Origin of the sequence: Sulfurospirillum diekertiae (assembly GCF_002309535.1) — a bacterium.
GTDB lineage: Bacteria > Campylobacterota > Campylobacteria > Campylobacterales > Sulfurospirillaceae > Sulfurospirillum > Sulfurospirillum diekertiae.
In genome coordinates, this window is the sequence record NZ_CP023275.1 from 437,831 (window position 1) to 458,370 (window position 20,540).

Annotated in this window: 21 protein-coding genes and 2 pseudogenes; 11 read left to right on the plus strand and 12 right to left on the minus strand. The window is 39.7% G+C overall.

Annotated elements, in window-relative coordinates:
• Position 1 precedes the first annotated feature (1 nt).
• The 6 genes and pseudogenes from SJPD1_RS02300 (at position 2) to SJPD1_RS02325 (ending at position 6,179) form a co-directional block, all read left to right on the plus strand.
• Positions 2 to 496: a NuoI/complex I 23 kDa subunit family protein gene (locus tag SJPD1_RS02300; protein WP_096045788.1), complete on the plus strand. Its 495-nt coding sequence runs from the start codon at positions 2 to 4 to the stop codon at positions 494 to 496.
• On the plus strand, positions 493 to 990 hold the full coding sequence (locus tag SJPD1_RS02305; protein ID WP_096045789.1) for an NADH-quinone oxidoreductase subunit J: 498 nt from the start codon (positions 493 to 495) through the stop codon (positions 988 to 990). Before SJPD1_RS02300 ends, SJPD1_RS02305 begins: the two co-directional genes overlap by 4 nt.
• Positions 987 to 1,307 carry an NADH-quinone oxidoreductase subunit NuoK gene (nuoK, locus tag SJPD1_RS02310; protein ID WP_096045790.1) on the plus strand — a complete coding sequence of 107 codons (321 nt, stop codon included), beginning with the start codon at positions 987 to 989 and terminating at the stop codon, positions 1,305 to 1,307. The genes SJPD1_RS02305 and nuoK overlap by 4 nt, the downstream gene beginning before the upstream one ends.
• Positions 1,304 to 3,189, plus strand: a pseudogene (gene nuoL / locus SJPD1_RS02315) (NADH-quinone oxidoreductase subunit L). Before nuoK ends, nuoL begins: the two are co-directional and overlap by 4 nt.
• Before the next feature lie 3 nt (positions 3,190 to 3,192).
• Entirely contained in the window at positions 3,193 to 4,674 is a 1,482-nt protein-coding gene (locus tag SJPD1_RS02320) for a complex I subunit 4 family protein (RefSeq protein ID WP_096045791.1), read from the plus strand.
• On the plus strand, positions 4,674 to 6,179 hold the full coding sequence (locus SJPD1_RS02325; RefSeq protein WP_096045792.1) for an NADH-quinone oxidoreductase subunit N: 1,506 nt from the start codon (positions 4,674 to 4,676) through the stop codon (positions 6,177 to 6,179). Before SJPD1_RS02320 ends, SJPD1_RS02325 begins: the two co-directional genes overlap by 1 nt.
• Positions 6,180 to 6,183: 4 nt before the next feature.
• Here the strand turns inward: SJPD1_RS02325 and SJPD1_RS02330 are convergent, their stop codons facing one another.
• From SJPD1_RS02330 to SJPD1_RS02370, 8 genes and pseudogenes are all read right to left on the minus strand, one after another.
• Complete coding sequence (locus SJPD1_RS02330) at positions 6,184 to 6,978, minus strand: GGDEF domain-containing protein (RefSeq protein ID WP_226372278.1); 795 nt, start codon at positions 6,976 to 6,978, stop codon at positions 6,184 to 6,186.
• 3 nt (positions 6,979 to 6,981) lie between these two features.
• Positions 6,982 to 8,196 (minus strand): PAS domain S-box protein, encoded by a 1,215-nt coding sequence (locus tag SJPD1_RS02335; RefSeq protein WP_096045794.1) that lies wholly within the window; start codon positions 8,194 to 8,196, stop codon positions 6,982 to 6,984.
• Positions 8,193 to 9,034, minus strand: a pseudogene (locus SJPD1_RS14630) (phosphate/phosphite/phosphonate ABC transporter substrate-binding protein). The gene SJPD1_RS02335 and the pseudogene SJPD1_RS14630 overlap by 4 nt, the downstream one beginning before the upstream one ends.
• A gap of 114 nt (positions 9,035 to 9,148) precedes the next feature.
• Positions 9,149 to 10,393 carry an NADH-quinone oxidoreductase subunit NuoF gene (gene nuoF, locus SJPD1_RS02350; protein WP_096045797.1) on the minus strand — a complete coding sequence of 415 codons (1,245 nt, stop codon included), beginning with the start codon at positions 10,391 to 10,393 and terminating at the stop codon, positions 9,149 to 9,151.
• Positions 10,390 to 10,869 (minus strand): NADH-quinone oxidoreductase subunit NuoE family protein, encoded by a 480-nt coding sequence (locus SJPD1_RS02355; RefSeq protein WP_096045798.1) that lies wholly within the window; start codon positions 10,867 to 10,869, stop codon positions 10,390 to 10,392. The genes nuoF and SJPD1_RS02355 overlap by 4 nt, the downstream gene beginning before the upstream one ends.
• The gene (nuoD, locus tag SJPD1_RS02360; RefSeq protein ID WP_096045799.1) at positions 10,866 to 12,533 is read right to left on the minus strand and encodes an NADH dehydrogenase (quinone) subunit D; all 1,668 of its coding nucleotides are present in this window, start codon (positions 12,531 to 12,533) and stop codon (positions 10,866 to 10,868) included. The genes SJPD1_RS02355 and nuoD overlap by 4 nt, the downstream gene beginning before the upstream one ends.
• Positions 12,526 to 13,044, minus strand: coding sequence for an NADH-quinone oxidoreductase subunit B (locus SJPD1_RS02365; RefSeq protein ID WP_096045800.1), 519 nt, complete (start codon positions 13,042 to 13,044; stop codon positions 12,526 to 12,528). The genes nuoD and SJPD1_RS02365 overlap by 8 nt, the downstream gene beginning before the upstream one ends.
• Entirely contained in the window at positions 13,035 to 13,397 is a 363-nt protein-coding gene (locus SJPD1_RS02370; protein ID WP_096045801.1) for an NADH-quinone oxidoreductase subunit A, read from the minus strand. Before SJPD1_RS02370 ends, SJPD1_RS02365 begins: the two co-directional genes overlap by 10 nt.
• 189 nt (positions 13,398 to 13,586) lie before the next feature.
• Between SJPD1_RS02370 and SJPD1_RS02375 the strand changes: the two genes are divergently transcribed.
• The 3 genes from SJPD1_RS02375 to SJPD1_RS02385 are packed head-to-tail and all read left to right on the plus strand — an operon-like array spanning position 13,587 to position 15,979.
• Complete coding sequence (locus SJPD1_RS02375; RefSeq protein WP_096045802.1) at positions 13,587 to 14,699, plus strand: L,D-transpeptidase family protein; 1,113 nt, start codon at positions 13,587 to 13,589, stop codon at positions 14,697 to 14,699.
• 9 nt (positions 14,700 to 14,708) lie between these two features.
• Positions 14,709 to 14,945: a hypothetical protein gene (locus SJPD1_RS02380; protein ID WP_096045803.1), complete on the plus strand. Its 237-nt coding sequence runs from the start codon at positions 14,709 to 14,711 to the stop codon at positions 14,943 to 14,945.
• Positions 14,946 to 14,950: 5 nt separating this feature from the next.
• On the plus strand, positions 14,951 to 15,979 hold the full coding sequence (locus SJPD1_RS02385; RefSeq protein WP_096045804.1) for an alanine racemase: 1,029 nt from the start codon (positions 14,951 to 14,953) through the stop codon (positions 15,977 to 15,979).
• On the opposite strand, the gene SJPD1_RS02390 is transcribed toward SJPD1_RS02385, so the two are convergent.
• Genes SJPD1_RS02390 through rsmG form a run of 4 tightly spaced genes read right to left on the minus strand, consistent with a single transcriptional unit; the run spans position 15,976 to position 18,406 of the window.
• Complete coding sequence (locus tag SJPD1_RS02390) at positions 15,976 to 17,229, minus strand: GGDEF domain-containing protein (RefSeq protein ID WP_096045805.1); 1,254 nt, start codon at positions 17,227 to 17,229, stop codon at positions 15,976 to 15,978. The genes SJPD1_RS02385 and SJPD1_RS02390 overlap by 4 nt on opposite strands.
• 4 nt (positions 17,230 to 17,233) lie before the next feature.
• Positions 17,234 to 17,617: a hypothetical protein gene (locus SJPD1_RS02395; RefSeq protein WP_096045806.1), complete on the minus strand. Its 384-nt coding sequence runs from the start codon at positions 17,615 to 17,617 to the stop codon at positions 17,234 to 17,236.
• A complete protein-coding gene (locus SJPD1_RS02400; protein WP_087437725.1) occupies positions 17,617 to 17,841 on the minus strand; it encodes a PP0621 family protein in 225 nt (74 codons plus the stop codon). The genes SJPD1_RS02395 and SJPD1_RS02400 overlap by 1 nt, the downstream gene beginning before the upstream one ends.
• Positions 17,831 to 18,406, minus strand: coding sequence for a 16S rRNA (guanine(527)-N(7))-methyltransferase RsmG (gene rsmG, locus SJPD1_RS02405; RefSeq protein ID WP_226372230.1), 576 nt, complete (start codon positions 18,404 to 18,406; stop codon positions 17,831 to 17,833). The genes SJPD1_RS02400 and rsmG overlap by 11 nt, the downstream gene beginning before the upstream one ends.
• Before the next feature lie 145 nt (positions 18,407 to 18,551).
• Between rsmG and SJPD1_RS02410 the strand changes: the two genes are divergently transcribed.
• Positions 18,552 to 19,400: a nitrate- and nitrite sensing domain-containing protein gene (locus SJPD1_RS02410; RefSeq protein ID WP_096045807.1), complete on the plus strand. Its 849-nt coding sequence runs from the start codon at positions 18,552 to 18,554 to the stop codon at positions 19,398 to 19,400.
• A 433-nt stretch (positions 19,401 to 19,833) separates the two neighbouring features.
• Positions 19,834 to 20,532: a methyl-accepting chemotaxis protein gene (locus SJPD1_RS14960; RefSeq protein WP_228448195.1), complete on the plus strand. Its 699-nt coding sequence runs from the start codon at positions 19,834 to 19,836 to the stop codon at positions 20,530 to 20,532.
• Positions 20,533 to 20,540: the final 8 nt, after the last annotated feature.

The window sequence follows — 20,540 nt, forward strand, 5'->3', positions numbered from 1 at the left end:
GATGGGCATCAAAATCGTTACACGCCACGGCAATACATTGAAAGAAAAACTGTATATCCCCGCTATTTTTGGTGGTATGAAAACAACCCTTTCGCATTTTATCACCAATTTAAGTGACCATCCAGAGATTAAAACGATCAATTATCCTGAAGAGCTGCCGCATGACATTAGCGAGCGCTATCGTGGGGTGCATCGCCTGACAAAACGAGACGATGGCAGTGTGCGTTGTGTGGCGTGTTTTATGTGTGCAACCGCCTGTCCTGCAGAGTGTATTTTTATCGAAGCAGAAGAGCGGATGGATGGGGTTGATGAGAAGATGCCCAAACGTTTTGACATTGACCTCTTAGAGTGTGTCTTTTGCGGCGCATGTGTGGAAGCGTGCCCGTGTGATGCGATTCGTATGGACAGTGGTATCTTTAGTTTTATTGGACAAAAACGCGAAGAGTTTGTGCTCACTAAAGAGCAACTTTTAGCCAATGAGGAGAAAAAGCAATGATGGATATTCTCTTTTTACTCCTAAGTTCCTTTGCCATTTTAGGTGCTGTGGGCATGGTGAGTTTTCATCAACCCGTTCACAGTGCGCTCAGTCTTATCTTAACGATTATGGCGTTAGCAGGACTCTTTGCACTTCTGAGTGCATCATTCCTTTTTATGGTACAAATTATCATCTATGCAGGAGCGATTCTCACACTTTTTATTTTTATCATTATGTTCCTCAATGTCAAAGAAGCCAATTTACCAAAAGAGCCCAATAAAGCTATGACACTTTTTCTAGGTTCACTTGCACTTTTGCCGTTGAATTTTTTGATTTTGCGAGCCTTTTATAAAATGCCTTTACATGTAAACCCTGTTGCAAGTGATTTTGGCAAGATAAAACCCCTTGGCATGGAGCTTTTCACGCACTGGCTCTTGCCGTTTGAACTGATCTCTATTTTGCTCCTCGTCGCTCTTATTGGTGCGGTTGTTTTGGGTCGAAAGGACGAAGCATGATCGCTCATACGCTGTTTGCATATATCTTTGTTGCCATGATCCTTTTTTCCATCGGTCTTTTAGGGGTGATTAGCCGCAAAAACATTTTTGTCATTTATATGTCCATTGAGTTGATGCTCAATGCGGTTAACCTGATGTTTGTTGCTTTGAGTCATTATCATCATGATATGGGTGGGCAAGTGATGGCCATGATGGTGATCGCTATTGCCGCCGCTGAAGCGGGAGTCTTTTTATCGCTGATTGTCGTGTTGTATCGTCGTAAAAAATCTCTGGATTCCGATCTGTTTAGAACCTTGTCGCAAAAGGAGGTTGCATGAGTCTTTTGCTTGCACTAATCGTTCTTGTCCCTTTGCTCTCTTCGGTGCTGATCGGGTTTTTATACCTCTATTCCATCACGCAAAAGAGACTTGCGAATCTTTGGTTTACGATTCCTGCTCTGTTAGCACCAGGTATAAGTTTTATTTTGGGTGTCGTTTCTTTTCTCTTTGTTGCTCAAGATAATATTCCACTTCATTTTCAGCCCTATTTGTGGCTAGGCGTGGGTGGACATAATATCTATATGGGATTTTTAGGCGATAAACTTTCCCTCTTTATGGTACTTTTTATTACGTTTGTAGGGTGGTTAATTCATCTTTATGCTACGTCGTATATGCGTGAAGATGAGGGCTATGGTAAATTTTTCTTCTATTTCAATCTTTTTCTAAGCTCGATGCTTCTGCTCGTCCTTGCCGATGGTCCTTTGATTATGTTCATTGGCTGGGAAGGGGTAGGGCTTTGTTCGTATTTGCTGATTAGTTTTTACTTTTTGGATAACGCCAATGTCGTTGCGGGCAATAAAGCCTTTATCGTCAACCGAGTAGGGGATCTTGGCTTTTTAATCGGTTTGGCGATTCTCTTTTTTTACTGTGGTGAGGCAGGATTTGATTACGCGAGTATTGCGGACAAAGTAGCATCCATGCCGGTGTGGTTGCTTCAAGTCGTAGGTATTGCCCTTTTTATCGGTGCAATGGGCAAGTCCGCACAAATTCCACTCTACGTCTGGTTGCCTGACGCGATGGCAGGGCCAACCCCTGTTTCAGCGCTGATCCATGCCGCAACGATGGTGACAGCAGGTGTTTACATGGTGGCACGCTTCTCTTTCTTGTATGAATTAATCCCTCATGTCGGACTTTTCATCGCGTATATTGGTGCTTTTAGTGCGCTTTTTGCTGCGGTGATTGCCACCAAACAGAGCGATATTAAAAAGATTTTGGCGTATTCAACGATGTCTCAACTAGGCTATATGTTTATCGCCGTTGGTCTGGGTGCGTATAGCAGTGCACTCTTTCATGTTTTTACCCACGCTTTTTTCAAAGCACTTCTTTTTATGGGGCGGGCGCTGTCATCATTGCGTTGCATCATGAACAGAATATCTTTAAAATGGGTGGGATGAAGCGAGTCACACCAGTGGTTTATATCACGATGTTGATGGCAACACTAGCAATCAGTGGTATTCCGCCTTTTGCTGGATTTTTTAGTAAAGATGAGATTTTATTGACAGCTTTTGCGAGTGGTGAGTATCTTATTTGGGGCATTGCGGTGTGCAGTGCCGTTTTGACTGCTTACTACATGTTCCGACTCTTTTTTGTTGTTTTTGAGGGTAAAAATGCTTTACATGTAAACCATCCCCATGATATCTCTTGGGTGATGAAAGCCCCTTTGGTTGTATTAGCTTTTGGCTCACTTTTCGCTGGTTTTATGGGCTTACCTTCTCTCTTAGGTGGAAGCCATCTTCTAGGGACGTGGTTGGGCGAATGGGGCAGTAGAGCTTTACATGTAAAGCATGAAACGGAGTGGATGTTGCTAGGACTCAACATTGCTGTTTCCCTTTTGGGTATAGGTATCGCCTATAAGAAGTTCCGTTTTTATGATCTTTCGAAACACAAAGAGGCGACACAAGGTATTGTGTACAATAAGTTTTATGTGGATGAACTTTACAATCTGCTTTTTGTACGCTCTCTTCAAAAACTGAGTGATTTTATTGCTGTTAATTTGGATGTGAATCTGGTTGATCGTTTCATTATGGGACTCAGTCATGGATTTATTAAATTGGGAAATGTAGTTGGTGTTGTTCAAAATGCGAATGTGCGTTTTTACGCACTGATCATGATGCTTGGCATTAGTGCGGCATCGTGCTATTTGATCTTTACATTAGGGTAGATGATGAGCATAGGAATTCTTTCAATTATTATTTTTTTACCAATGCTAACCGCTTTGATATTGATGGTAGTGCCTTTGCATTCTCGCGCTACACGCAATGTTGCTTTTGGTGTATCGCTCTGCATTTTTGCATTGGCTCTCTATGTGTATACTCATTTTGACCTGACCGGAGCACTTCAGTTTCAAGAGAGTTATGTCTGGATTAAAAGTTATGGTATTACTTACAGTGTAGGTATAGATGGTTTTTCACTGATTATTTTGATGCTGATTGCAACACTGATTCCCAGTGCGTATCTTCTTTTGTGGAATAATTCTCGCTCCAAAAGTTACTGGATCAATATGCTTTTCATCCAAGCGGGTGTGAGTGGAACACTCTTCTCGCTCGATCTATTTTTATTCTACTTTTTTTGGGAAGCGATGTTATTGCCAGTGTTTATGATTATCGGACTGTTTGGCTCGGGCAATCGCGTCTTTTCAACGCTGAAAATTACTATTTACACCATTATGGGTTCACTTTTTATGTTTGTGAGCATTCTTTATTTGGGTGTGGCGCATTACTATGAATTTGGAGTATGGAGTTTCGCGCTCTCTGATTTAGTCAATATCAGCACCCTCGCACGTGAGCAAAAAATACTTCTCTTTTTTGGCTTTATGCTTGCTTTTGCGATTAAAATTCCGCTTTTTCCTTTTCATTCATGGTTATTACAAACCTATTCAAATTCGCCAACCGGTGGTGTTTTTTTGCTCTCTTCCATCATGGCAAAACTAGGCGTGTATGCGCTGGTACGCTTTATGATGCCACTTTTCCCTGATTTATTTGTTGAATTTTCTATCTATTTTGTAGCCCTTGGACTTTTTGGGTTGGTCTATTTTGGTATTGCCGCAATCAGTCAACTCAACATCAAAAAGATGTTCGCTTATTCATCAGCTTCGCACTTAGGGTTTATTACCGCGGGAGTGTTTGCGCTCAATATTCAAGGTATGATGGGAAGTGCCTTTTTGATCGTAGCACACGCCATTGCAACCGGTGGACTTTTCTTGCTTGTCGGTGTAATGGAGCGACATCTGGGCATTCGCTCCTTAAATGGGTTGGGTGGCATTGCGACCAAAGCCCCTTGGTTTACACTCTTTTTTGCGATTATGCTCTTTTGTACAGTGGGAATTCCAGGAACAAACGGCTTTGTCGCCGAGCTTTTGATCGTGCTGGGTATTTTTCATTACAATCCTTATTTAGGTATGCTATCGGCTCTGACCGTTTTAGTTGCAGCAAGTTATATGTTTTGGGTGTTTCAAAAAGCCGTTTTGGTTAAAAGTGACAATGATGTCTCCAATATGAAAGATTTAAGATTTCATGAGATTCTAGGACTAGCACCTTTAGCGGTACTCATTCTTGCGATGGGTGTTTACCCCGATCTCTTTTTATATAAAATTGAGCCAACGTTGCAACACTATCTCATCGATATTTTACATGTAGGAGTGAAGTGATGCACTGGATAGAACTAAGTTATCTTTTGCCCCTGATAATCATTGCAAGTGGAGCCATCGTATTGATGCTTCTCTCTCCGCTTGAGCGTTTTTCAATGGAGCGCTTTTCACTCTTTACTTTTCTTGTTTTGCTTATGGCATTAAGTGCGGATTTATACTATTTTGGAGATCTTTTTACCGCTTTCCCCTTGCAAAATATTTTTTCTAAAATGCTGATTGTCGATAGCTATTCGGTCTATTTTGATGCACTCATCCTCAGTGGTGCTCTGGTGACTGCTTTGATTGGAACACACTATTTCCAAGCGAAGCGTCATTTTAAAAAAGAGTTCTTTTCCCTTTTTCTTTTTTCTGTTTTTGGCATGATGCTATTGGTACACGCCAATGAGCTTATAACGGCGTTTATCGCCCTTGAGATTGCGTCACTTTCTCTTTATGTCATGATAGGTTTTCAAAAAATACATGACAAACGTGTGGAAGCCAGTTACCAATACTTAGTGCTTGGCTCTATCTCTGGCGCATTTTTCCTCTTAGGTTCTGTGCTGATTTACGCAGGGCTTGGTACAACCATTTTAGGTGATCTTGGGAAAGCCTTGGATATCCTTATGGGTAAAGATGTTTCCCTTATTGTCATTGGTGGCACATTTATTCTCGTGACATTTTTGTTTAAAATTTCCGCATTTCCCTTTCAAAACTGGACGATTGATGTCTATGATGGCTCACCACTACCTGTTACAGCGTTTATGGCGGCAACGTTTAAAGTGGCTATTTTTGGCTTTGTACTTCGCTTAATGCTCATTGACCTTGACCCGATTCGTGACATGTGGGATACACTCTTTGTCGTGGTTATTTTAGCGACGTTGCTTTACGGAACATTTTTAGCGATCATTCAAGAGAGCTTGAAGCGAATGCTTGCCGCTTCGAGTATTGTTCACACAGGCTATCTGCTTATTGCCTTTGTCTCCATCGGCTACGCAGGGGAGAGCGCCTCTTCGTCCATTATTTTCTATCTGGTGGCCTATTTTCTCTCCGCGATGGGTGCATTTGGACTCATTTCGTACATTGCCGCTGATGAGCATGTCCGTGTTACGTATGAGGATTTTCGTGGCTTTGCGCATGTGCATCCTTATATGGCGGCAATGCTCAGTATTTTTATGCTCTCTTTAGCAGGAATTCCCAGTACCATTGGCTTTGTGGGTAAGTTTTACATCTTTACCGGGGCGATTGAAGCTGGGTATACCTTTCTTGCTGTGTGCGGTATCATCGCCACATTCATTTCCATCTACTACTATTTTAAGCTCATTGCGCTCATGTACTTTTACCCCGCATGTGAAAAAGAGGGAGCTCAGATTCCAACGCTTAGCGGCATTACGCCTATTACCATTGGAGTGATTGCCATAGCCGTTATTTGGGGCGGTATCGGTAACACCTTCATCGCTTATTTCCCAGGCGTGGACTTCTTAATCGATACGGCGAGACTTTCATATATGTCGTTGTTTATCAAGTGATTTATTATGTGTTCTCATTGTAAAAACAGCTTTTATGACGTCCGGTTTGTTTTGCTTCATATAAGGCACTATCCGCATTTTTGAGAATAATCTTAGCATCTTGAGTCCCTGTAAAGAGTATGCCACCTAAAGAGATACTCAGTGAATAACTTTTTTCATTATAGATAAAAGGATCGATAAAGGCATCTTGAACTTTTTGTGCCAAAGCTTTCATATACTGAGTTGCAAACGTTTTCGTGTCTCCAAGATCTTCGAGCAGGATAACAAACTCATCCCCACCGAGCCTTGCGATACTATCGCCTTGTCGTAAAGAGTTTTGAAGCCTTCTTGCCATATCTTGTAGCAGTAAATCTCCCACATCGTGCCCTAATTCGTCATTAATACGTTTGAAATAATCTAAATCTAAAAAGAAAATGGCACCAAAGGTTTGATAGCGTTTAGCACTAACGATAGCCCGTTCAATTCTATCCATAAGGAGTCTTCTGTTGGGAAGGTCGGTTAATGGGTCATAAAAGGCAAGATGTTCCATCTCTTCTTCGGCACGTTTACGATCACTAATGTCTTCCTTAATCGCAATGAAATGTGTAATATTTCCATGATCATCGCTAACAGGGGTAATCTGTAATGATTCATAGTACAGTTGCCCATTTTTTCGTTTATTGATTACTTCTCCATGCCATGGTTGATTGGAAAGAATCGTTTCCCACATATGGGTATAAAATATTTTTTCTTGCTTTCCTGAGCCAACAAGTTCATGGGGCGTGTGACCAAGCGCTTCCCCTAAATGATAACCTGTAATTTCCTAAAAACCTTTACTGACCCATTCTATAATGGCATCTTTATTGGTGATAACCACCGCATTGGTTGTCGCCTCTAAGGCAGTTGATAAGAGTTTCATCTTCTCTTCCAATGCTTTTCTCTCTCCAATATCTCTAAAGGCAAAAACCATGCCGAGTGCTTGATTCTCATAAACAATGCTATTGCCAAAAATTTCCACTGGAATCATTCGAGAATCTTTACATGTAAAATATTCCGTATCATTTTTCCAGGCACTTTTGGTTACAAGCGCTTTATACATAGGGCACTCTTCTAGAGGGATAATAGCTCCATTAAGAGTGTGTGAATGGAAAAGCCTATGCGCTTGTTTTCCTATCATCTCTTCTTCGGTATAACCAAGAATAGAGCATGCCTTAGCGTTGACTAGTAAAATAATTCCCTCTAAATCAACAGCATAAACACCTTCATCTAAAGAGTTGATGATCGTCTCAATCCAGTGTTTCCTTTGTTTCATTTCATCTGATGTGTCTTGCAACTCTTTTTGTGTTGTTTTGACTTTTTCGATCATGAGATTAAAAGCATTCACAACTTTTGCTGTTTCCCTGAGCCCACCTTGAAGTTGGATAGGTGCAAAATAGCCATTACCAAGGTCTATCGTTGATTGCTCTAGAGCACTTAATTGTTCTAAACTACGGTAGAGTGTTAGCCAAAGCCCTAAAAAATCCAAAAGAATAATGGCAAACATAACACCAAAATGGACTCTAAAATCATTCCATATGCGATTGCTAAAGCTTTGGATACTGAGTCTCACCGCAATGGAACCATAGTCAATCCCGCCTATTGAAATGTGGGTTTGTCCATAACTATCACAAAGTCCAAACAGAGTTTCAAACCATTGTGGGGTATCTTTTGGCTCATCAGCATCACTGCTTTGAAGTGATTTCCCCTTTGCATCATAAAATACAATATTTTGCACATAAGGAGAAGTGACGTAACCATTGAGTTGTTGTTGGATAGTTTCATAATCGCCAATAACGATTGATTCAGATAAGAAAATAGGAAGCATTTTTAACGTTTGTTCTTTTTGCATCTCTAAATCATGAAGAGCATCTTTTGCATCTTGCTTGGTTAACATAATTAAGATAAGTCCACCTGCAAAAAGAAGCGAAAAACTGATTGCAATAAAGATACGATGGGCAAAAGATAAATGAGCCCATATAGATATGAAAATTCTTTTCATGGCTTCTTCTTTATGAAGGAATGAGCATAAAAATCACGGTAACTTTGGTATTCATTAGTAGAAGAATATGTAAAGCCAAAAGGTGAATCTTGTGTAATGAGCCTAGCAGACGCTTCAAGAATTTTGATTCCTTCTGGGTCGCTATTCATTTGCTCGAAAGCATTTTGAATCGCCTGAATGACATCCTGAGGTATGCGAGGATGTGCTGAAATTGGGATATTGAGAAATTTTTGGGATTCCCATAAAACGCGATACGATATATTTTCACGACGGGCATAAGCACTCATCACTTGACTGTTAACAGCCGCAACCATTACTTTTCCTACTTTAAGTTGTGCCATAATGCCCTCTTGATTGCCTCCGAAAAGGGGATGACATTAATCCCTTGATGTCTTAAATAGTCCGTAGGAACGGCATATCCGACAAAAGCAGTTAAGGAAGGGAATCCTACTTCTTTGCCTTCAAGATCCTGAAGTGCAGATAAAGAAGAGTTGGTTAACGTGACAATTTGCCCTGTGATTGCTTGGTCTCTTGGGCGTAAAATGACTTGATAATTTGCCTCTGCCATTTTAGGGCTAAAGATGGTATTGGAGTAAACAAAGTCATAGGTACCTTTTTGGATTGCCAAATTTGACTCAGGGGCTGTGCGTGCAACTTTGAGAACAAGGAGTACACCACTTTTAGATGAGACGTAGGTCAAAATAGGGTTCCAATATTGTGCTGTTAACAGAGCATTCCGTTGAGCAAGAACCCCAAAGGTATAAGGAGTATTTTCAGCAGCGACTAAGAAGAAGAAACTGAAACAATATAAAATCATTGTTATGCGTTTTAAAAACATCTGTATGTCCCCTCTCCAAGAGGCTCAGATTCATCTTTTACAAATGAATGAACCATTTACATGAATACAAGCGTAACAATAATTAGCTTAATATTGTCAAAATCAAGGGGTGTTTCAATGGAGCAGCGCCTCAAACTCCTCACGAAATTTTTTAAGATAACTCTGCGCGATAAAAGCTACCGATGGGGCAAAAACACAGATGGTTTTACCATTGAGCATATCGCACGCATCAAGAATGGTATCGAAGTCTTCTTTAGTTCCTTTGCCAGCCAAAATTTTGGCTAAAATACGATCCACCCAGCCTGTACCTTCACGACAAGGAGTGCATTGACCACAAGATTCATGGTGGTAAAACTCAAAAAGATTTTTCATCACTTCAGGGATGCTGACATCTTCATCCATCACTATGATTCCGCCTGTACCTAAAGCTGAGCCGTGGGCTTTAAGGTTTTCGTAATCAAGCGTTATATCGTCGATCTCATCAGCTTTTAAAATTTGTACCGACGAGCCACCAGGAATAATAGCTTTGAGTTTCTTGCCATTTTTAATACCACCACACAGATCGTAAATGACCTCTTTCATTGAAGTGCCATACGGCAGTTCATAAACTCCCGGGTGCTCTACATGCCCACTGACGCCAAAGAGCATCGTGCCGGGGGATTCTTTGGTGCCATACATTTGGTACGCACCATAGCCCTCGTTGATGATGTATGGTACACTCGCAATGGTTTCAACATTGTTCACGACCGTTGGATTGCCAAAAAACCACTCAGGCTCTTTACCTTTGGGCTTAAGCCTAGGATGTCCGCGTTTGCCCTCAAGAGATTCTAAAAGGGCTGTTTTTTCACCACAGATGTACGCACCTGCCCCTTTGTGAATCGTTACATGTAAAGCATAATTGTTCCCGAGAATGGTCTCACCCAAAATGCCTGCCTCATATGCTTCGTTAATCGCTTCTTGCAGACGATTCATCCAAAAGACGTATTCACCACGAATATAAACATACGCATGATGCGCGCCAATGGCATAGCTTGAGCAGATGATGCCCTCAATGAGAAGATGCGGGTCAAACTCTAAAATCTGACGGTCTTTAAATGTACCAGGTTCTCCTTCATCGGCATTGATCACCAAATAAACAGGTTTATCACCGTTTTTAGGAATCAGCCGCCATTTATCACCGGTATGCGCTCCACCACCGCCTTTGCCACGGAGTCCACTTTTTTCGACTTCTGTCGTGACTTCATCGGGGCTCATTTTAAAAAGTTTTTCTAAAGAGGCGTATCTTCCATTTTCTCTAGCAACGCAGAGTGTGTATGCTTCAGGAATATCAAAATTTTTACTGACCAATTTCACCATCATTTTGAGAGTTCCTCCAAAAGCGCATCGAGCTTTTCAATCGTGAGGTTTTCAATGTAATCATCATTGAGGCGCATGCAAGGGCTCGTACCACATGAGCCTAGACACTCGACTAAAGAGAGGGTAAATTTGCCATCTTTACTTGTTTCACCAGCTCGTATACCAAGACGTTCTTGCAAATGTTCTTGCAATGTTTTAGAGCCTGCAAGCATACAAGAGAGTGTTTTGCACAGTTGCAAATGGTATGTTCCGATAGGTTGGAGGTTGAACATCGTGTAAAAAGAGGCAACGGAGTAAACATCCATCGCGGAACATTCCAGTTTTTTAGCAATATATTGCATGGCATCCAAACTGATCCACCCTTCTTGGTACTGAACCATCCATAAAGAGGGAAGCATAAGGGAGTTTTTATCGGGGTAACGCTCTAAGAGGTCACTGAATTTTTCCTCATTTGCGTGATTGAATGAAAACGTATTCATCGATCTAACTCCCCTGCAATGATATTAAGACTTCCTAAGGTTAAAACGGCATCTGCAATCATAGATCCTTCGATAATGCGAGGATACGCAGCCATCGCGTAAAAACAAGGAGGTCTGACTTTGACTTTATAAGGTGTGCCACTGCCATCACTGACAATAAAAAAGCCAAGCTCTCCGTTTGCTCCTTCTATCGCTCGATAATACTCGGAAGCAGGTACTTTAACACCTTCATAAATGAGCTTAAACTGGTTCATTAAGCCTTCAATGTTGGTGTAAACCTCTTTTTTAGGCGGTAAAGAGATCGCATGGTCTTGCACGCAAATAGCACCCTCTGGCAATCTTTGCATCGCTTGATGAATGATGCGTGTACTCTGTTTGATCTCTTCAAAACGTACCATCATGCGGTCATACACATCTCCAACACTACCCAGTGCGATGTCAAAATCAAACGTCTCATAATGATAATAAGGAGCTGTGACACGAAGATCGTAAGCAACACCACTGGCTCTAAGATTGGGCCCGCTAAGTCCTCGATTGATGGCATCCTCTTTACTGATAATGCCTACATTTTGTGTGCGATCATGAAAAATACGGTTGTGTTCAATAAGTTTTAGCGTTTCACCCACACCTTGTTCGATCTCTTTAAGGCAGACGTTTAAGTCATTTTCAAAACCGTCATACAAGTCATGACTCATTCCTCCAATGCGCATATAAGAGTTCGTAAGGCGCGCTCCTGTCAGTTTTGAGAGAAGATCATACACTTTTTCACGGGGATTATAGAGGTACCAGTAATTGGTAAGTGCTCCCATATCGACTAAGATAGCCGCCAAACAGACCAAATGGTCGATGATGCGAGAAAGCTCTCCAATGATAACGCGAATAAATTTAGCACGCTCTGGTAAATCTACCCCTAAAATGCCCTCAACCGCGTGTGCATAAGCGATGTTGTTCAAAATGGCGGAACAGTAATTGAGCCTATCGGTATAGGGAATGATTTGGTTGTAGGTATGGTTTTCGCATGATTTCTCAAAGCCTCGATGCAAGTAACCGATCTCACTCACCGCACAGGTGATGTTTTCGCCATCCAGTGCCACAAAGGTACGAATGGTTCCATGACTCGCAGGGTGCGCAGGACCTAGGTTCAGAAACATCAACTCATCTTGTGGAGTGAAGCCTTTGGTTTTCAAACAAGGGGTCATTTCATCCATAAGATCATCGCTTTGATGACAGAGTTGCCCTTGTGTAATAGGATAGTCTTTACGTAATGGATGTCCCTTAAATTCTTTGTGATTTAAAATGCGTTTGAGATTCGGATGGTTTTTAAAATGAATGCCGTATTGATCCCAAATCTCTCGCTCTGCCCAGTTGGCACTTTTAAATAAAGAGGTAATACTCTGCGTGGCAAGCGAACTATCGATATACGTTTTAAGGGTAATGAGGTTGTTAAAATTTTGATCGCGCAAAATATAAACAATGGCAAAACGCTCCGATTGATTCTTTACATGTAAATAATCAATGGCGGTCATATCAACTAAAAAGGTGTATTTATCTTCCTCAAATAGCGTTTGCAATGCTTTTAAAATAAGCTCTTTATCTAAGACAAATGCGCCATGTCTATCTATTGTATAAGCGTCCGCAAACGTTTCTTTAAAAGTTTTAGGCATCCAGTGCTCCTTTAAAGACGCGTTTGGCACGATCTTCTAAAAGACTTTGTGAGGCTTGTATTTTTTGAATTTCCAAGAGAGCATCTAAAAACGCCTCTGGTCGAGGAGGGCAGCCTGCGACATAGACATCCACAGGAATGATGCTATCAATACCTTGAAGAGTGGTATAGTTGTCATAAAAGCCTCCACTGCACGCACAAGCTCCCGCACTGATAACCCATTTAGGTTCGCTCATTTGGTCGTAAATCTTTTTTAGAATAGGTGCTTGTTTGTAGCTAATTGTTCCCGCAATAATAAGCAGGTCAGCTTGACGAGGGGAAAACCGTACCACTTCTGCCCCAAAACGTGAAATGTCATATTTGCTACTGGCAACACTCATAAATTCAATGGCACAACACGCCGTTCCAAAAATGTAAGGCCACATAGAGGATTCTCGCGCCCAAGAAATAGCACTATCAAGTTTGGTGGTAATGAGGCTTTCGCCAAAAATTGCTTCTGCGCCTACTGCCATGAGAGTGCCTTTATACGATAAATGTAAATAAGTCCAAACAGAAGAAGCCCTATAAAGGTAAACATCTCAAAAAGTCCGAAAAGACTGAGTTCTCGAACATTGACGGCCCACGGAAACATAAAGATAATTTCGACATCAAAGAGAACAAACAAAATAGCGACTAAATAAAATTTGGCGCTAAAGCGACTTTCACTGGAACCAATCGGTGAACTGATGCCGCTTTCATACAGACTATTTTTGGCTTTATTGCCTGTGTTGAGAGGACCCAATTTTTGACTGAGTAAAAAAAGTGTGGGAAGAAGAATGACCAGTAGAGCGACGAGTGAAGAAGCTAAAATAAGTTCTAATGACATAGGCGCATCTTTTGTTGAAGTTAGATAATTTCATGATAGCCAAAGATTTTTAAAACTTACGTAAAAAAAGAAAATCAATTTATATTTGTCAAAAGAGGAGCTCTTAAGTCATTTTTTTATAGAATAGCCTCCAAAAATTGTATTAGGCTAATACTCGTTTGTGGTCACAGTCTATTTGAGAGGGGATGTATGCGCTATCTGGTCTTTTTATCTCTTTTTGCACTTGCTTTATATGCGGCAACGGCTGAAGATATTTATAAAATTTACAAAACGAAAGGCATTAACGCTGTTGAGGATTTTCTTAAAAAAGAGTTTGAATCCAAAGAGGTTAAAGAAGTACCGGTAAAAGAGGCTAAGAAAGAGCTTGTTAAAGATAAAGAGGTTATTAAAGAACCAACGGTTAAATTGGGACAAAGACTTTTTGTCAAACCTAAAACACCGACTGAAAAAGAGTCAGTTTCTCGTGACTATTGGTTACGACACCTTAAAAATATGGATGTAAGTTACGGCTATTATGAAGATGTTGAATCGCTCATTGTATGTGAAAAAGAGAAAAAACGTTGTGAGATTTTCCATATCGAAGAGGACGGTTTAAAACTTGTTCGTGGCCATGATGATGTTATTATGGGTAAAAGTGGCGATAAAGTGAAACGAGGTGATCTTAAGACACCAGTGGGTGTGTATGAAATCACGAAACGCTTTAAACCAACCAATCAATTTTACGGACCACTGGCATTTGCACTTTCATACCCAAATCTTTTTGATGTCTTAAGAAATAAAAGTGGCGATGGTATTTGGATACATGGTATGCCAATCGATGGTAAAGATAGAGATGATTTAAGTAAAGGGTGTGTGGTAATGGAAAATAACGCCATTTTAAACCTTGACACTGAAATTAATGCACAAAGTGCCGTTGTTATTATTGGAGAATCTAAAGTTCCTAAAATGACACGTGAACAAATCGCAACGATTTTAAGTGAAGTCTACAAATGGCAACGTGCTTGGAAAGTCAATGATATTAATGCGTATTTAAATTTTTACTCCAATGATTTTAAAAAATCAGATGGATCAGGCAAGGTACAATTTTCAAATATGAAAAAACAGATTTTTTCACGTAAAGAGAACAAAATGATTCTTTTTGAAAATATGAGTGTTGTACCTTATCCAACCATTGATGATCGAAAACTTTATAAAATTTCATTTTTACAAACCTATAAAAGCCCTTCATTTGCCTCTAAAGGTGATAAAGAGCTTTACATAGAACTTGTTGGTGATAAAATGCAGGTTCTGGCTGAAAAATAAGGATAGAACATGAATGAAAATGAAATAGATATTACTAAAGAGCTTGCTAAACTTATCGAGGCAAGGGATGCTTTTATGACGTATATCGATGCAAATGTTCCTAAAGACAGTAAAGGAATTGCCTTTGATTTTTCCAACCATCCAACCTTGGATGCACAAGCCGTGTATGAGCATTTTTATAAACTGGATTATCAAGCCCGCAAAATCCGTGGGTTTGTCATCCGTAATTTTGAGGTGAAAGCGTAACTAAAATGGCATTTATTACAATTAACAAAGCGCACTTTTTTCATAATCTTGATATCTTGTGTGCTAAGGCTGGGGGCAAAGCAAAGCTCATGGCGGTTTTAAAAGATAACGCCTATGGGCATGATTTACGACTTATGGCTGAACTGGCTTCTGAGTATGGCCTTATTCGCGCTGCCGTAAAAAATATTGAAGAGGCAGAGTCTATTGCTGATCTTTTTGAAGAAGTTTTGGTATTAGTTGATCATCCTACCTCTCGTAAACTCTCTTCTTCTATTTCACTTGCAGCACACTCTTTGGAAGCACTTCAAGCTCTTCCTATGGGAACTTCGATTCATTTAAGCCTTGATACAGGCATGCACCGTAATGGTATTAAAGAAGAGCAAATTGAAGAGGCACTGGCGCTTATTCATGCCAAAAAATTGCAATTAAAAGGTGTCTTTACCCACTTTAGAGGTGCAGATGAACTCAGTAGCGAATTTTTCTGGCAGAGAGCAAATTTTGAGCGAGGTAAAAAACGTATTAAAGCCTTAGAAGCTCACTATGGTTTGCCTCATGTTGCTTTTCATTGCTGTAACTCTGCAGGACTACTTCGTACGCACTCTTTGGGCGATGATGACTATGCGCGCCCAGGTATTGCCATGTATGGCTATACAACGCTCAATCCTTTCATTGCTACTTATGATCTGAAACCGGTTCTCTCTCTTTGGGCTGAAAAACTCAGTACCCGCGTGCTTAAAAAAGGTGAGCGTGTTGGCTATGGTAGTGTTTATGAAGCACATGAAGATGAAATTATTTCAACATATGATATTGGCTATGGCGATGGTTTTTTCCGTTTCGATGGTTTTAAGCCTGTAAAAATGGCGGATGGAAGTTTTACAAAAGGTCGCATGTCTATGGATAGTTTTTGTTTAGGCGGTGACGCCCAAAACGTCTGCATGTTTGATGATGCAAATCCTTTGGCAGAACAGTTCAATACGATTAGCTATGAGATTATAACAAAGCTCTATCCTGCATTAAAGCATGTCATTATTTAAAGATCAGGTGTCATTTGAAGTTTGACTTCGATGGCATTTCCTTCTTTGAGAGAAGCCGCTACGAGCGCCCCTTCCACTCTTGCCTTAAAGCTACCCATGGTATCTTTAGGTGCAAGTGATGTAATGCCATAACTGCAACTTATTTTCCCAACACGTGCAAACTTTGTCTCTTCAAAAATGGCTTGAAGTTTTTGGGCTACTTTTTGACCGGCTCGAAAATCAACATCGGGTAGCAACAGCGCAAATTGATCGTTTGTCCATTTTCCCAAAATATCAACTTCTCGGGTATTTGTTTTGACCAGTTGAATAAAATCTTTTTTGAATGCGGTAATGACCTCGGCAGGGAAAATTTTAGTGAGATTTTTAAGCATTATAATATCGATTAAAACCAGTGTTAATTCGGTATGGTAACGTTTGTGACGTTTAAACTCATGTTCAATATATTCTTGTACTTTTGTAAAATTAATAATATTTAATACTTTGTCAAAATGACTGATTGTATCACTTGAATATTGGGTATTGATACTTTGTAAGAGCTCTTTTTTGGCCGCTAAAGAGAGTGCGAAGGTGAGCATTCGCACATATTTTTGAATCATTGGGATAGCATGTTCAATAAAATGAGCATCATGAGAGGCGAGCATCAAATTACCCAAAGGAAATTCACTGCGATCTTCTTTAAGCATAAAACTAAAGAGTGTAAACGGTTTCGTATCAACTTTCACAGGGTCCTGTGAAAAAGCCCGTTTTTCTATAAAGCATCTAATGGCAACCTCTTCAACGGCACTTCTTGAAGCATTCGTACGAAATGGAAGAATCTCTTTTGAACGAAACGTTGCTTTAATAAACTCATTTTCGTTGTAAAGCGTTAGTGACTCTTTGTTGTAAATAAAAAGTAGGCTTGATTCAAGGTGTAAAATCTCTTGCAGAATTTCAAGCGATTTGATCACATTTATTTTGGTAGAAAGTGAAGAAAAAAGAATATCAGCGACACGTTGGAGTTCACCAAATTCATTGATAGCCTCTTTTGGGGTTTTTTGAAAAGTATTTGGTTTAAAAAAAAGAGGTGTGAGGCTTACAATGAACAAAAGACTTGCCGTAAGAAGCTTAACAGAAACAAGGCTATGGGGCGTCGTAAGAAGCAGTTCATCGCTCAATGCTGAGTTGTACAATGAGGCATTGGCATAGGCATCAAGAATCCAGTAGAGTATTGTAATCGTAAAAGCTAAGAAGATAAAGTGTTTTTTTTGCATTTAATTAACTCAATGAAGACGTAATAGCCGATTCGAAAAGAATTCCATCAATCGTATGAGATGCCGCAAATTCAATATCATTGTCATCGTTACTGAGCAGGAGCACTTTGCCTTCAAAGAGGTAGTCATCTGCAACTTTTTGTGCATGAAGTGCCAATGTTTTATCGACAACAAAGTAGGAAGCACCTAAAGCATTGGCTAAAACAAGCTCTTTAATCTGCTTTACATGTAAAGCAAACGAGAGCTTTTGTGTAGAGCAATACGCAATTAATGTAGGATCAAAATTGAACAGTATGGTTGCATTGGAGGGTGTTTTAGCAATCTGTTCCACCGAGTCAACACGATAAAAAGGCGCACTCGAGATAAGTTCATGTCCAATCAGTAACATTAGGGTAACCTCGCACACTCTTTTGAGCAGTAGAAAAGGCCATCTTTAATGATTGCCTCTTTGTGGCTAATAAAAGTTGAACACGCTTGGCACTCGACCATCGTTTCTCCTTCTAAAACTTTTTTAGAAGATTTTTTTTGAATATCTTCTTTACGGCTATTTTTAAAGAAAAAGAGATAGATTAAAAAAATAACAGCAATAAACAGAGCAATTTTAAGCAACATCAACATCCTTCATCACTAAGTAGTGGCGTTTGTCACGTTGGTAAACCTGACAATTTCGCAACCCTTTGATTTCCTCTTCAACCAATTCCCCTTTGTAAAAAAGCAATGTGGTATCTGGAGTAATAAAATTTTTACACAACTTGATCAACATTTTAGTATTCGTCACAGCGCGAGAGCTGATGAGATCGACGTTAAAAGGAACAACCTTTTCAACTCTGTTGGTAGATATATCGACATTTTTGAGTTCAAGCGTTGTTTTGGCTAAATGCAAAAAGGCACTTTTTTTCGCGATAGGCTCAAAAAGTGTAAAATGCACCTGTGGTAGCGCAAGGGCAAGTAATAATCCTGGAAAACCAGCCCCTGTCCCAATATCAATCGCACGCTTCAACTCGTTTACATGTAAAAATTGTAATGGATAAATACTATCGTCAATATTTTTAAGAACAGCTTCTTTTGTTTTTGCCCCCGATATATTATGCGTTAGGTTGTATTTTAAAAGAAGTTCGATGAGTATCTCAACGTTGCTCCAAAAAGATTGAGGAAGATCATAATGGGTATTCATCATAATAAAGTAACCTTTTTGTCATGACTTTGGTCAAGGTGAACGTTATAGTTTCTTAATATAATACGGTATATGTCATTAAGAGCCTATTAATAAAGGAAAATAGATACACTTTTAAATAGTAGATATAATCAAAAAAAGGGGAATTATGAGTATTAAGAAAAAACTTCTTTTTGTTTTAGCGATAGTGATGGCTTATCTTTTCTTGAATATTTTTCAAGTGATGAATGAATCATTGAATCAAAAAAAGAAATTGTCTGAAGCAGCAACCCTCAATACGCTTTCCTCAAAACTCAGTCTTTTTATTCATGAAACACAAAAAGAAAGAGGCATGAGCGCAGGCTTTATCGGATCTGAGGGCAAAAAATTTGGTGATGTTTTACCAAAACAGAGAGTTCTAACAGATGAGAGTTTGGTCAAACTCAAAGAATATGTAGTACAAATAGATCTTTCGAAATTTCCAGAAGAGTTACAAAAAGAACTCTCCTCCCTTCAAGAAGATGCTAGCAAAATCTCTTCCATACGAGCGCAAGTGGATGGTCTTAAAATCAGGATGCAAGATAGCGTCGCTTTTTATACCAAGATGAACACAAAAATTTTACATGTAACGGACAGTGTGGCAAAAGTTTCTGAAGTGGCTGACCTTGTCAAAGTGCTTTCATCTTATTCGCATTTCTTGAAACTTAAGGAGCTTGTAGGTATCGAGCGTGTGGTGATGAGTGGAACGTTTGCAAGTAATGCATTTGCGCCTGGTATTTTTGCGAAATGGAATGGACTTATGTCATCACAAGTAGCCTACACAGAAGCTTTTTTAGCCTTTGCTACGGATGATATTAAGCAACTTTATGCTCAAAAAATGAACGATAACTCCATCAATGAAGTCGAAAAATTTCGTTCTATTGCCTTAGCAAAAGTGAACGAGGGTAACTTTGGTGTAGATCCACAGATATGGTTTAATACCATAACCCAAAAGATAGAAATTTTGAAAACAATTTGATGATGGTATTTCTAAAAGCAGTAGTGAATTGATTCAAAAACTTGATCATGATGCTACGAATGAGATGATAATATCAATTCTTATCAGCGGTGTATTTGGAATCGTATTGTTGGCGATTCTTTTTTTCACACAAAAGGGTATTATTGAAAGTGTGTATAGTAGCCATGTTCAAATAAGCACTATGGCGAAAGAGAAAGATTTAACACAGCGTATTGTTCTTAAAAACACAACGGATGAGCTGGCACAAATATCGGATGATATTAATAACATGGTGACCTCTTTTGCCACAACCTTAACCCATACGCTTCAAACGTTAGATGTGACCAATGCACAAAGCCAAAAGCTTGATCACGTCATTGTCTCTTTAGGCGAAAGTATCGAACATCAGGAAAAAAATATTGTTGATATGAATCTTTTGGTCTCAGATGTGGGGATGGAATTAGATGGAATCGAAAAAGCCTCAAATGCCACGACCGATGATTTACATATTACGGCAAATACCTTGGATGAATTTATTCAAAGCCTGAATCAGTCAGTGCAAAGTATCGAGAATGGTTCAGAACGCCAAAATGATTTAGCGCAAAAAGTGCATACACTCAGCGATCAAGCGCGAAGTATTCGCGAAATTCTGAGTATTATTGGCGATATTGCCGATCAAACCAATCTTCTTGCCCTCAATGCTGCCATAGAAGCTGCAAGGGCAGGTGAACATGGGCGTGGTTTTGCCGTCGTTGCGGATGAAGTACGAAAACTAGCCGAACGAACACAAAAGAGTCTTTTAGAAATCAGTGCCAATGTTAATGTCATTACTCAAAGTGTCAATGATATAGCAGAAGATACAAAACAAACAACCGAAGAGATGCTTGAATCATCACAATTAGCCAAAGAGCTTATCTTACATGTTGAAGGAACAAAAGAGAAACTTTCCAGTACGTATATCAAGTCAACGGATGTTCGCAATAAAACGACATACGTTGCTACCCGTACTAAAAACCTAGTCGGTTTGATGGCCAGTATTGTAAACGGTACAACACTCAATAAAAAATTAAGCCATGAGGTAGGAGAAGTTTCTGTATCTCTTTCTAATGGAGCAAATGAATTAGAAAAAACACTCAAGCAGTTTAAAGTATAAAAGAAAAG

Excerpts from the sequence above, each read along its gene's own strand:
- SJPD1_RS02300 (WP_096045788.1), top strand. The coding sequence starts at position 2 with ATGGGCATCAAAATCGTTACACGCCACGGCAATACATTGAAAGAAAAA.
- SJPD1_RS02305 (WP_096045789.1), top strand. The coding sequence starts at position 493 with ATGATGGATATTCTCTTTTTACTCCTAAGTTCCTTTGCCATTTTAGGT.
- nuoK (WP_096045790.1), top strand. The coding sequence starts at position 987 with ATGATCGCTCATACGCTGTTTGCATATATCTTTGTTGCCATGATCCTT.
- SJPD1_RS02320 (WP_096045791.1), top strand. The coding sequence starts at position 3,193 with ATGAGCATAGGAATTCTTTCAATTATTATTTTTTTACCAATGCTAACC.
- SJPD1_RS02325 (WP_096045792.1), top strand. The coding sequence starts at position 4,674 with ATGCACTGGATAGAACTAAGTTATCTTTTGCCCCTGATAATCATTGCA.
- SJPD1_RS02335 (WP_096045794.1), bottom strand. The coding sequence starts at position 8,196 with ATGAAAAGAATTTTCATATCTATATGGGCTCATTTATCTTTTGCCCAT.
- nuoF (WP_096045797.1), bottom strand. The coding sequence starts at position 10,393 with ATGATGGTGAAATTGGTCAGTAAAAATTTTGATATTCCTGAAGCATAC.
- SJPD1_RS02355 (WP_096045798.1), bottom strand. The coding sequence starts at position 10,869 with ATGAATACGTTTTCATTCAATCACGCAAATGAGGAAAAATTCAGTGAC.
- nuoD (WP_096045799.1), bottom strand. The coding sequence starts at position 12,533 with ATGCCTAAAACTTTTAAAGAAACGTTTGCGGACGCTTATACAATAGAT.
- SJPD1_RS02365 (WP_096045800.1), bottom strand. The coding sequence starts at position 13,044 with ATGGCAGTAGGCGCAGAAGCAATTTTTGGCGAAAGCCTCATTACCACC.
- SJPD1_RS02370 (WP_096045801.1), bottom strand. The coding sequence starts at position 13,397 with ATGTCATTAGAACTTATTTTAGCTTCTTCACTCGTCGCTCTACTGGTC.
- SJPD1_RS02375 (WP_096045802.1), top strand. The coding sequence starts at position 13,587 with ATGCGCTATCTGGTCTTTTTATCTCTTTTTGCACTTGCTTTATATGCG.
- SJPD1_RS02380 (WP_096045803.1), top strand. The coding sequence starts at position 14,709 with ATGAATGAAAATGAAATAGATATTACTAAAGAGCTTGCTAAACTTATC.
- SJPD1_RS02385 (WP_096045804.1), top strand. The coding sequence starts at position 14,951 with ATGGCATTTATTACAATTAACAAAGCGCACTTTTTTCATAATCTTGAT.
- SJPD1_RS02390 (WP_096045805.1), bottom strand. The coding sequence starts at position 17,229 with ATGCAAAAAAAACACTTTATCTTCTTAGCTTTTACGATTACAATACTC.
- SJPD1_RS02395 (WP_096045806.1), bottom strand. The coding sequence starts at position 17,617 with ATGTTACTGATTGGACATGAACTTATCTCGAGTGCGCCTTTTTATCGT.
- SJPD1_RS02400 (WP_087437725.1), bottom strand. The coding sequence starts at position 17,841 with ATGTTGCTTAAAATTGCTCTGTTTATTGCTGTTATTTTTTTAATCTAT.
- rsmG (WP_226372230.1), bottom strand. The coding sequence starts at position 18,406 with ATGATGAATACCCATTATGATCTTCCTCAATCTTTTTGGAGCAACGTT.
- SJPD1_RS02410 (WP_096045807.1), top strand. The coding sequence starts at position 18,552 with ATGAGTATTAAGAAAAAACTTCTTTTTGTTTTAGCGATAGTGATGGCT.
- SJPD1_RS14960 (WP_228448195.1), top strand. The coding sequence starts at position 19,834 with ATGGAATTAGATGGAATCGAAAAAGCCTCAAATGCCACGACCGATGAT.